Raw genomic sequence first — 13939 nt, 5'->3', positions numbered from 1 at the left:
AGGTGTCCCAGCATCCCTGATCGCCGGCCCACCGTTGCGGCCGGGACGAACCGGCACACAAGCTGACGGCGAACACCGAGAGGGAGCAACTGTGAGCACTGTTCGTACGGCCACGGCCACGGCCGCGATACGCACCAACGACCGTTTCCACCGCGGTGCGGTGGCACTGGCGATGGGCGGGGTCCTGCTGATGTCCGCGGCTTGCGGCGACGGCCAGGACAAGGTCGCTGATGCCACCGCCGCCACCGCCGCCACCGCCGCCACCGCCGCCGCCACCGCCGCCACCACCGGCGCGCCCGGCGGGGCGGCCGCCGCAGCGACGCCGAGGACGTCGACCGCGGTGCTGGACGTGCAGCCGAAGGACGGGGCCCAGGCAGTCGCACCGACCGCGCTCCAGGTGTCCGTCTCCCACGGCAAACTCACCGCCGTCGACGTGACCGACAAGGACGGCAAGCCCGTCCAGGGCTCGATCACCCCGGACGGCACCGGCTGGAAGCCCGCCACCGCGCTCGCCCCCGGCACGGCGTACACGGTGAACGCCCAGGCGAAGGACGCCGACGGTCTGGTCTCCGCGGTCACCAGCGCCTTCACCACCGTCTCGCCCGGCAAGCAGGTGTCCACCAACGACAACATCGCCGACGGCCAGACCTACGGCGTGGGCATGATCGTCAAGGTGGACTTCAGCGGCAAGATCGTGAACAAGGACGCCGTCGCCAAGGCCATCACCTTCGAGACGGACAACGGCACCGAGGTGAAGGGCCACTGGTTCGGCGACGACCGGATCGACTTCCGCCCGGCGGACTACTGGAAGCCGAACACCAAGGTCACCATCCACTACCGGCTGAAGAACGTCGAAGTCGCCCCCGGTGTCTGGGGCGACGTCGACAAGGACGAACCGTTCACCATCGGCCGCTCCCAGGTCACCACCGCGGACGCCGCCACGCACCAGATCACGATCGCGCGGGACGGCAAGTCCACCACCGTGCCGGCCACCCTCGGCGACGACCAGCACCCCTCCTGGGGCGGAACCATGGTCATCATGTCCAAGGAGAAGGTCACCCACATGAACTCCCAGACCGTCGGCCTGGGCAACGAGTACGACATCCCCGCCGCCCCGCACTCGATGCGGCTGACGAGGAGCGGCACCTACCTCCACGGGAACTACTGGTACAAGGGAGACCCGTTCGGCAAGGCCAACACCAGCCACGGCTGCGTCTCGCTCAAGGACGTGGAGGGCGGCAGCGACACCTCCCCGGCGGGGTCGTTCTTCAACAGCTCGCTGATCGGCGACGTCGTCACGGTCGTGAACACCAAGGAGAAGACCGTCGCCCCCGACAACGGCCTCGGCGGCTGGAACCTCCCCTGGGCCAAGTGGTAGCACCCGCCATTGCCGAGGAGCTGTCCTGCGCTGCCGGCGCGGGTGGAGGTCGGTCGGTCGCACTGCCGCTGGACGGCGATACGGGCTCTGTTGACTTCCGGCGCGCGGAGTCGACCAGATCAGTAGCCTTCGCGCACCTCGAACACGCCGCTGTCCCAGTACACGGACGGCTCGTCGGCCTCGCTCGGCCAGTCGCTCTGCAGATAGCGGCGACCACGACCGAGGGCCCCGACCCGGTGCGGGCTCAACCGTCCCGCCACCAGGTCGCCCGCCTCGGCGTCCGTGATCGGCAGCCCGGTCCGGTACTGCGCGTCCCGCGAGGCGACCCAGTCGACGTACTCGGTGAAGACGCTCACGTCGGTGTCCCGTCCGGAGAGCGTGGCGTTCGTCAACGCGAGCGAGCTGGAGGCGGTTGCGAAGGTGCGAGGCCCCGGCTTCGAACTCCTGGAGAAGATCCCTGAACCGGCCCGAGTCACGCGCCCGGCCCAGAACACGCTCCGTAACCGCTACTGAGCACAGGCCAGAGCGAAGACCGCCGCACTGCAGTCTTCCGTGCGCCAGCAGCGCCAAGAATCACCGCACGGAAGACTGCGGTCCCCAGGTCACAGTCGCGCCGACTGCATTCCTGTGTGCCGCTCGGCACTTTTGCGCTGCTTCTCAACTGCGCCAGCCTGCGTCGTCCGCGTTCTGCATTCCTCCCGCTCGGCACGTAGACCCTTAGAGCCCAAGGGGTGGCGAGTGCCGGGAGCCGCTATTCGAGGCCCAAGGACCGCCGCAGGAAGCCCAGTTCGTGCCACAGCAGCTGCTCCACCACCGCCTCGTCGGTCGTCCGGTGTCCGGCGCCGCGCAGCGGCAGGACCTCGTGCGGGCGGCCGGCGGCGAGCAGGGCGTGGGAGAGCCGCAGGGTGTGGACGGGGAAGACGTTGTCGTCCGCGAGGCCCTGGATCAGCAGCAGTGGGCGGCTCAGCTTCGGGGCGTCGGTGATCAGGTCGCAGGAGTCGTAGTGTTCGGGGTACTCGTCGGGGTGGCCGAGGAAGCGTTCCTGCCAGTGGGTGTCGTAGAGCCGGTGGTCGGTGGGGGCGGCCCCGGCCGAGGCGGCGTGGAAGACGTCCGGGCGCCGCAGCACCGCGAGGGCGGCGAGGAAGCCGCCGTAGGACCACCCTCGGATGGCGACCCGGTCGAGGTCGAGCAGTCCGGGCCGCAGCCGGGCCGCCTCGTGCAGAGCCTCGCTCTGGTCCTCCAGCGCGGGCCCAGCCTTCTCACCCCAGATCGCCTTGTCCCAGAGCGGGCCGCGCCCGGGGGTGCCCCGGCCGTCCACCACCAGCACCGCGAAGCCCTGGTCGGCGAACCACTGGGACACCTGCTCGTGCCAGGGGCCGCCGGTGGTGACCTTCTGCATGGCGGGCCCGCCGTACGGGTCGAGCAGGACGGGCAGCGGGCCGTCGGCGGGGTGGTACCCGGTGGGCAGGTGGAGCGCGGCGCGCAGCTCGCGCGGGCCGAGCCGGAGGAGTTCGGGTTGGCCGGCGAGGACGGGCGGCTCGGCATACGAGGTGAGCGGCCGGGTCGGCGCGCCCTCCCGCAGCACGTCGGTACGGCCGCCGGGGTGGCCGGTGACCCGGCTGGTGAGCACCAGGGTGCCGCCCCGGCGCACTCCGGTGTGCAGCCCCGGGCCGCTGCTCAACTTCCTTACGCCGACATCCGGTTCGTACGTCCACAGGTGGGTCTCGGTGGGCTCGTCCGAGGCGGTGAACAGCACCTGCTCGCCCTCCGTCCCGAGGACGGCCCGCAGTTGCAGCCCGGTCGGGGTGACGGGCATGCCGTCGACGGTCAGGTGCCGGGTGTCGCCGTCGTCGGCGGTGTCGATCAGCGCGCCGCCCGCCGTCCGGACCGGCAGTCCGGGGAGCAGTTCGATCCAGTGCGGGTCCGTCCGCTCGGCGAGCACCCGGGTGGCGCCGTCCGGATCGATCGCCAGGGTGCGGATGGTCCGCTGGTCGCGGCTCTGCACGGCGGCGTACGGACCGTGGCCGTCCCAGCCGGCGGCGGTGAGGTACTCGAAGGCGGCGCGGTCCCAGCGGACCTCGGTCCGCCTGCCGTCGAGACCGAGCAGCCGGAGCGAGACGTCGGCGTTGGCGGTGCCGGCCAGCGGGTAGCGGATGGCGCGCGGCGGCTGCTGCGGGTCGGTGGGGTCGGCCAGGAAGAAGCGGGCGACCGGGCGGTTGTCGACCCGCGCGACGAGCAGCGCGGTGCCGTCGGGGGACCACCAGTGGCCGCGGTCGCGGTACATCTCCCCGACGGCGACGTACTCGGCGAGGCCGTACGTCACGTCCTCCGCCTCGGGCTCGGCCAGCGCCCGGTCGTCCGTGCCGTCGACGCCGACCACCCGCAGGGCGCCGCCGCTGACGTACGCGATCCGGCGGCCGGTCGGGTCGAGCCGCACCTCCTGCGGCTCGCGGGCGGAGGGGACCGGGCGCACGCCACCTTCGGCGGTGTCGGCCAGCCACAGCACGCCGTCCAGCGCGAAGGCGGCGTACCGCCCGGCGGAGTCGGTGCTGTACGAGGTGATGCCGGTGGCGGAGCCGAGCGCGGTCGGGTCGGCGATCAGCCGCTCCGTGCCGCTGTCGGTGTCCAGTGCCCAGAGGCAGGCGAGCGGGTCGGTGCCGCCCCGGCTGCGCAGGAACAGGACGGTGGTGCCGTCGGCGGAGGGCTCCGGCTGGACGGGGACGCCCAGGGTGAACCGGCGGGTGCGGGCTAGCTGGCGGGGCAGCGAGTCGGTGGCCATGCGGGCACGGTAGGCGGAAAACGACCGAGGCCGCTGTGGATCTCAGGAATCCACAGCGGCCTCGGAGCCTTGCCGGACGTCTTACCGGGCGGACGTCAGTGCACGTCGCCCATCAGCTTGACGACCTTCTTGCGGTACATCGCCAGCGCGACGCCGGCGACGACCGCCATGACGCCCTGGACCGCGAAGTACGCGGTTCCGCCGACCACCTTGTCGCCCAGCACCAGCTGGAAGATGGCGGCGACGCAGTCGCCCGCGGTGACGGCGAGGAACCAGACGCCCATCATCTGGCTGGCGTACTTGGTCGGCGCCAGCTTGGTGGTGACGGACAGGCCGACGGGGGAGAGGGTGAGCTCACCGACGGTCTGGACCAGGTAGACCATGGCCAGCCACAGCGGGGTGACCTTGGTGTCGCCGGAGGCGGAGGCCATCGCCAGCATCATGACGATGAAGGAGGCGCCGATCATCAGCAGACCGAAGGCGAACTTCATGGTGGTGCTGGGGTTCTTCGACCGGCGGGCCAGGGCGACCCAGATCCAGGCGAAGACCGGGGCCAGCGCCATGATGTAGAGCGGGTTGAGCGACTGGAACCAGCTGGACGGGAAGTTCATCCCGAACAGCGTGGACGCGGTGTGCTCGTCGGCGAAGACGTTCAGCGTCGAGCCGGACTGGTCGTAGATCATCCAGAACACGGCGGCGGCGACGAAGAACCAGATGTAGCCGCTCATCCTGGACTGCTCGGTGGCGTCCAGGTCCTTGTCGCGCTTGACCTTGGTGAACACCAGGACCGGGATCGCCAGGCCCGCGATGGACAGCGGCCAGATCGCCCAGTTGATGGTGAAGTGGCCGGTGGCGGCGACGACCGCGTAGAAGACCGCCGCGACGGCCAGCCAGATGCCGGCCTTGGTGAAGATCTTCCGCTTCTCGTCCGGGGTGATCGGCGAGGTGACGATGTTGCTCTTCGGGCTCAGGTGGCGGGTGCCCAGCAGGAACTGGAGCAGGCCGAGGGCCATGCCGACGCCGGCCAGGGCGAAGCCCAGGTGCCAGTTGACCTCCTGGCCGACGGTGCCGATGACCAGCGGGGCCGCGAAGGCGCCGAGGTTGATGCCCATGTAGAAGACGGTGAAGCCACCGTCACGGCGCGGGTCGTTCGGGCCGTCGTACAGGTGGCCGACCATCGTGGAGATGTTGGCCTTGAGCAGACCCGAGCCGACCGCGATGAACGCGAGGCCGACGAAGAAGGACGCGCTGAAGGGGACCGCCAGCAGGAAGTGGCCGATCATGATGATCGAGCCGCCGAGTGCGACGGTCTTGCGGGCGCCCAGGAAGCGGTCCGCGATCCAGCCGCCCGGGAGGGCCAGCAGGTAGACCATGGCCGTGTAGACGCTGTACACGGCGGCGGCGACCGCCGTCTTCATGCCGAGGCCGCCGTCCGCGAGGGAGGCGGTCATGTAGAGGACCAGCAGGGCGCGCATGCCGTAGTAGCTGAAGCGCTCCCACATCTCGCTCATGAAGAGAGTGGCGAGGCCGCGGGGGTGCCCGAGGAAGGTCTTGCCGCTGGGAGAGGCCGACGTGACGCCGGCGTCCAGGGTCGTAGACGCCATGAGTAGTGGTTCCTTGCCTGACAGCGTCCGCTTAGGGGGGTGGCGGCGGACGTGGACTTGAAACACTCTACGTGGCCATATTTGGCGTTATCAGATGACAAAAGTCGCGAATTAGGTATGGGAATGGCAAAGCTTGCGACAGATCTGCCCGATTGATCCATGGTATGCGGGCCAGTCTTCCTTCGGTTTCAAGATCCAAAAGGAGATTCTTCGCCGAACGTCCGGTCGGCAACGCTGCGTTGACCCCCGAATGGCCCCTGTATAACGATCACGCTCTGTGAACTACCTCACAGGGCGTACGGCCATACCCCGGCGGACTACCATCACCACATGACCTGTGTGCTGCTCGCCGAGGACGATCCGGCGATCTCCGAACCGCTCGCCAGGGCCCTGCGACGTGAGGGCTATGAGGTGCTCGTCCGCGAGGACGGTCCGACCGCCCTGGCCGCCGGCCTCACCGAGGAGGTCGACCTCGTCGTCCTGGACCTCGGCCTGCCCGAGATGGACGGCCTTGAGGTCTGCCGACGCCTGCGCGCCGACGGCAAGAGCTGTCCCGTGCTCGTGCTCACCGCCCGCGCCGACGAGGTGGACACCGTGGTCGGCCTGGACGCCGGTGCCGACGACTACGTCACCAAGCCCTTCCGCCTGGCCGAACTGCTCGCCCGCGTCCGGGCGCTGCTCCGGCGCGGCAACGTCGACCAGCTCACCACCGGTGCGCACGGGGTGAAGATCGACATCGAGTCCCACCGCGCCTGGCTCGGCGAGGAGGAGCTGACCCTCTCCGCCAAGGAGTTCGAGCTGCTGCGCGTCCTGGTGCGCGACGCCGGCCGGGTGGTCACCCGCGAGGAGATCATGCGGCAGGTCTGGGACACCACCTGGTGGACCTCGACCAAGACCCTGGACATGCACATCTCCTGGCTCCGCAAGAAGCTCGGCGACGACGCGGCGAACCCGCGCTACATCGCCACCGTGCGCGGCGTGGGGTTCCGGTTCGAGAAGAATTAGCCCCGTACGGAGATCGTGGCCGGGCGCCGGCCGATGAAGCGGAACACCTCGGGGAGCAGCAGCGTGAAACGCCGGATGATCAACTCGCTGCTTGTCGTCGTCCTGGTGGTGGTCGTGGTGTTCTGCGTGCCGCTCGCCCTGGTCGAGAAGCGCACCATCGTCAACTCGGCCCAGGACCGGGTGGACGCGGCCGCCGTCCGGGTGCTCGCCCTGGTGGAGAGCCGGCTCGCCATGGGTGAGTCGGTCAAGGAGGGGCGCGTCTTCGAGAGCCAGGTCACCGAGGGCAGCTACGTCGAGGTGCAGGTCCCCGGCCAACCGGTGGTCTCGGCCGGCGACCGCCCGGCCGGGAACCACCTGCTGAAGGCCGTCGAACGCGGCAACAGCGGCGAGATCGTCACCGTCGAGCAGTCCCGCGAGGACGTCGACCACGAGATCGCCAACAACCTCCTGCTGCTCGGCGTGGTCGCCCTGTTGGCCGTCCAGGCGGCCGTGGCCCTCGCCGTCTGGCAGGCCAAGCGGCTCGCCCGGCCGCTCACCGACCTCGCCGAGACCGCCGAACGGCTCGGCTCCGGCGACCCGCGCCCGCGCGACCGCCGGTACGGGGTGCCCGAGCTGGACCGGATCGCCGAGGTGCTGGACACCAGCGCCGAGCGGATCGCCCGGATGCTCACCGCCGAGCGCCGGCTCGCCGCCGATGCCTCGCACCAGCTGCGCACCCCGCTCACCGCGCTCTCCATGCGGCTGGAGGAGATCAACGCCCTCGCCGAGGAGCCGGAGACCGTCAAGGAGGAGGCGACCATCGCCCTCCAGCAGGTCGAGCGGCTCACCGACGTGGTCCAGCGGCTGCTCACCACCCAGCGCGACCCGCGCAGCCCCACCGCGGTCGCCTTCGACCTGGACGAGGTGATCAAGCAGCAGGTGGAGGAGTGGGGCCCGACGCTGCGCGAGCAGGGCCGGGTGCTGTCCCTGGAGGGCTTGCACGGGGTCACCGCGGTCGGCACCCCGGGGACGGTCGCCCAGGTGCTGGCCACCCTGATCGAGAACTCGCTGATGCACGGCGCCGGGACGATCACCCTGCGGGTCCGGCCCTCCGGCACCTCGGTGGTGGTCGAGGTGCAGGACCAGGGCGCCGGAGTGCCGGCCGACCTCGGCAACCGGGTGTTCGAGCGCGCGGTCAGCGGCCGCAACTCCACCGGCATCGGTCTGGCCGTCGCCCGCGACCTTGCGGAGGCGGACGGCGGCCGGCTGGAGCTCCTCTCGCTGAAGCCGGCGGTGTTCGCGCTCTTCCTCGGCCGCAGCCACGAGGACTGAGGGTCTTCAAACCGTTCGGGCCGTAGGCGGCCTTCCGGGTGGCGTGAGCTACTCGGCCGGGGCGTAGCGGATCTGCTCGGCGGCCAGCATCAGCTCGGCCTGGGCGGCCAGCTCCTGGCCGCTGGCGGCGTCGACGGCCTGCTCGGGCTCGGGCTCCGCCTTGAACACCCAGGTGCGGTACGAGAAGAAGCGGAACACGGTGGCCACGCCGAGGCCGATCACCTTGGCGCCGAGCTGCTCGTAGTGCGAGTCCAGGTGCAGCACGTACACCGTGAAGGCGAGCACGCCGGTCTCGATCAGCATGCCGATGCCGCTGTACACCAGGAACAGCGTGATCTCCCGCTTGCGCGAGGCGGCGTCCCGGTCCCGGTACAGCCAGTAGCGGTACCCGAGGTAGTTGGTGGCGATCGCGATCACGGTCGCGGCGATGTTGGACCGCAGTGAGGCCAGGCCCAGGCCGTTGATGCAGACCCAGAACACGGCGAAGTTGACCACCACGCCGCTCAGGCCGACGATGCCGAACTTCACGACTTCGCCCGTGAGCCCACGCATCTTCTGCATGAGCGGGGGTTTCGAAGCTGCGGTCGTCGCCATACCGGGCTGCCTCCATGTGCCTGCGGACGAAAGGGCGGCCGACCTGGGACGCGGCCACCCTTGTGTCCTGCGTGCACGCACATGATCCGACTGCGTGGACGAGGACCTAGCCGTCCAGGCTACCCGCTTCCATCGAACGGCTCAGCCCTCAGGGACGGGGGTTGACATCTACGCGCGTCCACTACTCACGGCCCGCCCGCGGCTCCACCACCCCCCACCGGCCCGGATATCCTGGCCGGGTGACTTCCCCGGGCAATATGAATTTTCCAGTGGTTGGCATGATCGGCGGCGGGCAGCTGGCCCGCATGGCACACCAGGCGGGTATCCCGCTCGGGGTGAGGTTCAAGCTCCTCGCCGACACGCCGCAGGACTCCGCCGCGCAGGTGGTCTCCGAGGTCGTCCTCGGCGACTACCGCGACCTCGATACCCTGCGCCGCTTCGCGGCCGGGTGTGACGTCATCACCTTCGACCACGAGCACGTCCCCACCGAGCACCTGCGGGCCCTGGAGGCCGACGGCATCGCCGTCCGCCCCGGCCCGGACGCGCTGGTCAACGCCCAGGACAAGGGCGTGATGCGGGCCAAGCTCGACTCCATCGACGTGCCCTGCCCCCGGCACCGGATCGTCGCCGACCCGGCCGACGTCACCGCCTTCGCCGACGAGGGCGCCGGCTACCCGGTCGTGCTGAAGACCGTCCGCGGCGGCTACGACGGCAAGGGCGTCTGGGTCGTGGAGGACGAGAGCGAGGCGCAGGCCCCGTTCCTGGCCGGCGTCCCGGTGCTGGCCGAGGAGAAGGTCGACTTCGTCCGCGAGCTGGCCGCCAACGTGGTCCGCTCGCCCAGCGGCCAGGCCGTCGCCTACCCGGTCGTCGAGAGCGTCCAGGAGAACGGCGTCTGCGCCGAGGTCACCGCCCCCGCGCCGGACCTCGACCCCGCCCTCTCCGACGAGGCCCAGCAGCTCGCCCTGCGGATCGCCGGCGACCTCGGCATCGTCGGTCACCTCGCCGTCGAGCTGTTCCAGACCCGGGACGGCCGCATCCTGGTCAACGAGCTGGCCATGCGCCCGCACAACTCCGGGCACTGGACCCAGGACGGCGCGGTCACCTCGCAGTTCGAGAACCACCTGAGGGCCGTCCTCGACCTCCCGCTCGGCGACCCCCGGCCGCGCGCCAAGTGGACCGTCATGGTCAACGTCCTCGGCGGCGACTACCCGGACATGTACCACGCCTTCCTGCACTGCATGGCCCGCGACCCCGGGCTGCGGATCCACATGTACGGGAAGGACGTGAAGCCCGGCCGCAAGGTCGGCCACGTCAACGTCTTCGGGGACGACCTCGACGACGTCCGCGAGCGCGCCCGCCATGCGGCCGCCTACCTGCGAGGAACGATCACCGAATGACCCCTGTCGTTGGCATCGTGATGGGCTCCGACTCCGACTGGCCGGTCATGGAGGCCGCCGCCCAGGCCCTGGACGAGTTCGAGATCCCCTACGAGGTGGACGTCGTCTCCGCCCACCGGATGCCCCGCGAGATGGTCGCGTACGGCGAGAACGCCCACCGGCGCGGTCTGAAGGCGATCATCGCCGGCGCCGGCGGCGCGGCCCACCTGCCCGGCATGCTGGCCTCCGTCACCCCGCTGCCGGTCATCGGCGTGCCGGTGCCGCTGCGCTACCTGGACGGCATGGACAGCCTGCTGTCCATCGTCCAGATGCCGGCCGGCGTGCCGGTGGCGACCGTCTCGGTGGCCGGAGCGCGCAACGCGGGTCTGCTCGCGGTCCGGATGCTCGCCGCCTTCGACACCGAACTCGCCGAGAAGATGACCGACTTCCAGGCCGAGCTGAACAGCCAGGCCACCGAGAAGGGCAAGAAGCTCCGGGCCAAGGTGGCCGGTTCCACCTCCTTCGGCTTCGGCAAGTAAGACCGCTGGTGGGGTGGGGTAGAACAGCCCGTATGACTTCTCAGACGGACTCCCCCACCCCGCTGGACCGCGCCCGGGCCCTGCTCCGCACCGCCCCCGTGGTGGACGGTCACAACGACCTCCCCTGGGCGATGCGCGAGCAGGCCGGGTACGACCTCGGCGCGCTCGACCTCGCCGCCGACCAGAGCGACCGCCTGCACACCGACCTCGCCCGCCTCGCGGAGGGCGGGGTCGGCGCGCAGTTCTGGTCCGTCTTCGTGCCCGCCTCGCTGGCCGGCGACCACGCGGTCAGCGCCACCCTGGAGCAGGTCGACTTCGTCCACGCCCTGGTCGAGCGCTACCCGGACCGGCTGCGGCTCGCCCGCACCGCCGCGGACATGGAGGCCGCCCGCGCCGAGGGCCGGATCGCCTCGCTGATGGGCGCCGAAGGCGGCCACTCCATCGACTGCTCGCTGGCCACCCTGCGAGCCCTGTACGAGCTCGGCGTGCGATACCTGACGCTCACTCACAACGACAACGTGCCGTGGGCCGACTCCGCGACCGACAAGCCGGTGGCCGGCGGGCTGACCCGCTTCGGCGAGGAGGTCGTCCGGGAGATGAACCGGCTCGGCATGCTGGTCGACCTCTCGCACGTCTCCGCCGACACCATGCGGGACGCCCTGCGGGTCACCGAGGCGCCCGTGGTCTTCTCGCACTCCTCGTCCCGCACGGTCTGCGACCACCCGCGCAACATCCCGGACGACGTGCTCGCCCAGCTGCCCGCCAACGGCGGGGTGGCGATGGCGACCTTCGTCCCGAAGTTCATCCTGCCCGCCGCCATCGAGTGGACCCTGGCCGCCGACGAGAACATGCGCGCCCACGGTTTCCACCCGCTGGACACCACCCCGCCGGCCATGGAGCGCCAGCGCGCCTTCGAGGCCGCCAACCCGCGCCCGATCGCCACCCCGGCCACCGTCGCCGACCACCTCGACCACATGCGCGAGGTGGCCGGCATCGACCACATCGGCATCGGCGGCGACTTCGACGGCACCGCCTTCCTGCCCGACGGACTCGACTCGGTGGCCGGCTACCCCAACCTGGTCGCCGAACTCCTCGGCCGCAACTGGTCGGAGGCGGACCTGGCCAAGCTCACCTGGCACAACGCCGTCCGCGTCCTGCGCGACGCCGAGTCGGTCGCCGCGACCCTGCGGTCGAGCCGCCGCCCGTCCATCGCGACCATCGCCCAGCTGGACGGCTGACGCTCAGCCCAGCCGCGGGATCTCGATGGCCGGGCACCTGTCCATGACCATCGGGACCCCCGCGGCCCGCACCCGCCCGTACGCGGCCTCGTCGACCACACCCAGCTGGAACCAGACCGCCTTCGCCCCGGCCGCCACCGCCTGGTCGGCCACCTCTCCGGCCAGCGCGCTGTTCACGAACACGTCCACCACGTCGACCTCGAACGGGATCTCGGCGAGCGAGGCGTACCCGGGCTCGCCGAGCACCGTCTCCGCCTTCGGATGCACCGGCACGATCCGCTTGCCGTACCGCTGCAACACCCGCGCCACCCCGTACGCGGCCCGCGCGGTGTTGTTGGACAGCCCCACCACCGCCCAGGTGTCACCCGCCCCGGTGAGGATCCCGCGGACCGTCGCATCGTCGCCGTAGCTCGTCATGCCGGTGCCAACGGCGGTCCGCCGAAGGGCATTCCCCGGTCGGGCGTCAGCTCGGGCGGCCGAGGGCGCGGTAGGTCCAGCCGGCGGCGCGCCAGGCTTCGGCGTCGAGGACGTTGCGGCCGTCGAGGAGGCGGCGTTCGGCGACGACGGCGCCGAGTTCGGCCGGGTCCAGCTCGCGGAACTCGGCCCACTCGGTGAGGTGGAGGACGACGTGGGCGCCCTCGGCGGCTTCCAGGGCGGAGCCGGCGTAGGCGAGGGAGGGGAACATCTTGCGGGCGTTGTCCACGGCCTTCGGGTCGTAGACGGTGACCTGGGCGCCCTGGAGCTGGATCTGGGCGGCCACGTTGAGGGCGGGGGAGTCCCGGATGTCGTCCGAGTTGGGCTTGAAGGCGGCGCCGAGGACGGCGACCCGGCGGCCCAGGAAGCCGCCGCCGCACTGCTCGCGGGCCAGCTCGACCATCCGGGAGCGGCGCCGCATGTTGATCGAGTCGACCTCGCGCAGGAAGGTCAGCGCCTGGTCGGCGCCGAGCTCGCCGGCCCGGGCCATGAACGCCCGGATGTCCTTGGGCAGGCAGCCGCCGCCGAAGCCGAGGCCGGAGTTGAGGAACTTGCCGCCGATCCGCTCGTCGTAGGAGAGCGCCTTGCTGAGCTGGGTGACGTCCGCGCCGGCCGCCTCGCAGACCTCGGCCATCGCGTTGATGAAGGAGATCTTGGTGGCCAGGAAGGAGTTGGCGGCGGCCTTGACCAGTTCGGCGGTCGCGAAGTCGGTGACCAGGAACGGCACCCCGGCCGAGATCGGCTCGGCGTACACCTCGCGCAGCAGCCGCTCGGCCCGCTCGCTCTGGGCGCCGACCACGATCCGGTCCGGCCGCAGGGTGTCCTGGACGGCGAAGCCCTCGCGCAGGAACTCCGGGTTCCAGGCGAGTTCGGCGCCCTCGCCGACCGGCGCGAGCGCGACCAGCCGCTCGGCCAGCCGGGCCGCCGAGCCGACCGGGACGGTGGACTTGCCGACCACCAGGGCCGGGCGGGTCAGGTGCGGCGCCAGGTCGTCGATCGCGGTGTCCACGTACGACATGTCGGCGGCGAACTCGCCCTTGCGCTGCGGGGTGTTGACGCAGATGAAGTGCACGTCGCCGAACTCGGCGGCCTCCTTGGCGGAGGTGGTGAAGCGCAGCCGCCCGGTGGAGCCCTCGTGCCCGGCGACGTGCTTGAGCAGCAGCTCGGACAGCCCCGGCTCGTACATCGGGACGCGGCCTGCGGTGAGGGTGGCGATCTTGTCGGGATCGATGTCCAGACCCAGCACCTCGAAGCCGAACTCGGCCATCGCGGCGGCATGCGTGGCGCCGAGGTAGCCGGTGCCGATCACGGAGATGCGGAGGGTCACGGGTTCCCCTTGAGTTGCGGTTCCGACCAGTAGAGGTGCCCCCGATGCTATCCGCCTGGCCCGGTCACGCAGGGATCGCCCGCGTCCGGAGGTCGCTAGGCAGCCGCAGGTCGGAGCCCTAGGATCTCTACTGAACGGTAGTTAACCCCGGATTCGACGTCGATCAGACTTCGGTCACTGGACCACGAGGCAGGCATCATGGCGGGCAGCGCGGCTGACTTCGATCTCTTCCGTATCTCCGAGGAGCACGAGATGCTTCGCGAGGCGGTGCGTTCGCTGGCCGAGGCGAAGATCGCGCCGTTCGCGGCGGAGGT

Annotated in this window: 12 protein-coding genes and 1 pseudogene; 7 read left to right on the top strand and 6 right to left on the bottom strand. The window is 70.8% G+C overall.

The features are described 5' to 3' along the window. Positions 1–91 precede the first annotated feature (91 nt). Positions 92–1378, top strand: coding sequence for a L,D-transpeptidase (locus ACZ3UD_RS36835; protein ID WP_465598209.1), 1287 nt, complete (start codon positions 92–94; stop codon positions 1376–1378). A 119-nt stretch (positions 1379–1497) separates the two neighbouring features. On the opposite strand, the gene ACZ3UD_RS36830 is transcribed toward ACZ3UD_RS36835, so the two are convergent. The 3 genes from ACZ3UD_RS36830 to ACZ3UD_RS36820 form a co-directional block, all read right to left on the bottom strand. Beyond that, positions 1498–1770: a hypothetical protein gene (locus tag ACZ3UD_RS36830; protein ID WP_400283341.1), complete on the bottom strand. Its 273-nt coding sequence runs from the start codon at positions 1768–1770 to the stop codon at positions 1498–1500. A 359-nt stretch (positions 1771–2129) separates the two neighbouring features. Continuing rightward, a complete protein-coding gene (locus ACZ3UD_RS36825; RefSeq protein ID WP_465598205.1) occupies positions 2130–4157 on the bottom strand; it encodes a S9 family peptidase in 2028 nt (675 codons plus the stop codon). Between the two features lie 95 nt (positions 4158–4252). Continuing rightward, entirely contained in the window at positions 4253–5761 is a 1509-nt protein-coding gene (locus ACZ3UD_RS36820; protein ID WP_465598202.1) for a peptide MFS transporter, read from the bottom strand. 330 nt (positions 5762–6091) lie between these two features. On the opposite strand from ACZ3UD_RS36820, the gene ACZ3UD_RS36815 reads away from it, so the two are divergent. Both ACZ3UD_RS36815 and ACZ3UD_RS36810 read left to right on the top strand, forming a co-directional pair. Then, on the top strand, positions 6092–6766 hold the full coding sequence (locus ACZ3UD_RS36815; protein ID WP_030290974.1) for a response regulator transcription factor: 675 nt from the start codon (positions 6092–6094) through the stop codon (positions 6764–6766). Positions 6767–6829: 63 nt separating this feature from the next. Continuing rightward, positions 6830–8077 (top strand): ATP-binding protein, encoded by a 1248-nt coding sequence (locus ACZ3UD_RS36810; protein ID WP_465598199.1) that lies wholly within the window; start codon positions 6830–6832, stop codon positions 8075–8077. A gap of 48 nt (positions 8078–8125) precedes the next feature. Here the strand turns inward: ACZ3UD_RS36810 and ACZ3UD_RS36805 are convergent, their stop codons facing one another. Beyond that, on the bottom strand, positions 8126–8638 hold the full coding sequence (locus ACZ3UD_RS36805) for a GtrA family protein (protein ID WP_465598196.1): 513 nt from the start codon (positions 8636–8638) through the stop codon (positions 8126–8128). A 290-nt stretch (positions 8639–8928) separates the two neighbouring features. Here ACZ3UD_RS36805 and ACZ3UD_RS36800 point away from each other — a divergent pair, with 290 nt between their 5' ends. The 3 genes from ACZ3UD_RS36800 to ACZ3UD_RS36790 are packed head-to-tail and all read left to right on the top strand — an operon-like array spanning position 8929 to position 11824. Then, positions 8929–10068, top strand: a complete 1140-nt coding sequence (locus ACZ3UD_RS36800) for a 5-(carboxyamino)imidazole ribonucleotide synthase (RefSeq protein ID WP_465598193.1) — start codon at positions 8929–8931, stop codon at positions 10066–10068. After that, positions 10065–10586: a 5-(carboxyamino)imidazole ribonucleotide mutase gene (purE, locus tag ACZ3UD_RS36795; protein WP_380610597.1), complete on the top strand. Its 522-nt coding sequence runs from the start codon at positions 10065–10067 to the stop codon at positions 10584–10586. Before ACZ3UD_RS36800 ends, purE begins: the two co-directional genes overlap by 4 nt. A 32-nt stretch (positions 10587–10618) precedes the next feature. Continuing rightward, a complete protein-coding gene (locus ACZ3UD_RS36790) occupies positions 10619–11824 on the top strand; it encodes a dipeptidase (protein ID WP_465598190.1) in 1206 nt (401 codons plus the stop codon). A gap of 3 nt (positions 11825–11827) precedes the next feature. On the opposite strand, the gene ACZ3UD_RS36785 is transcribed toward ACZ3UD_RS36790, so the two are convergent. Continuing rightward, positions 11828–12241, bottom strand: coding sequence for a CoA-binding protein (locus ACZ3UD_RS36785; RefSeq protein WP_465598187.1), 414 nt, complete (start codon positions 12239–12241; stop codon positions 11828–11830). Between the two features lie 46 nt (positions 12242–12287). Next, a complete protein-coding gene (locus tag ACZ3UD_RS36780; protein WP_465598184.1) occupies positions 12288–13625 on the bottom strand; it encodes a UDP-glucose dehydrogenase family protein in 1338 nt (445 codons plus the stop codon). 198 nt (positions 13626–13823) lie between these two features. Here ACZ3UD_RS36780 and ACZ3UD_RS36775 point away from each other — a divergent pair. After that, positions 13824–13939 (top strand): annotated as a pseudogene (locus ACZ3UD_RS36775) (acyl-CoA dehydrogenase); the annotation flags it as partial.

It is taken from the genome of Kitasatospora sp. NPDC023118 (assembly GCF_055560875.1).
This window is presented reverse-complemented; position numbering and strand designations above follow the sequence as displayed.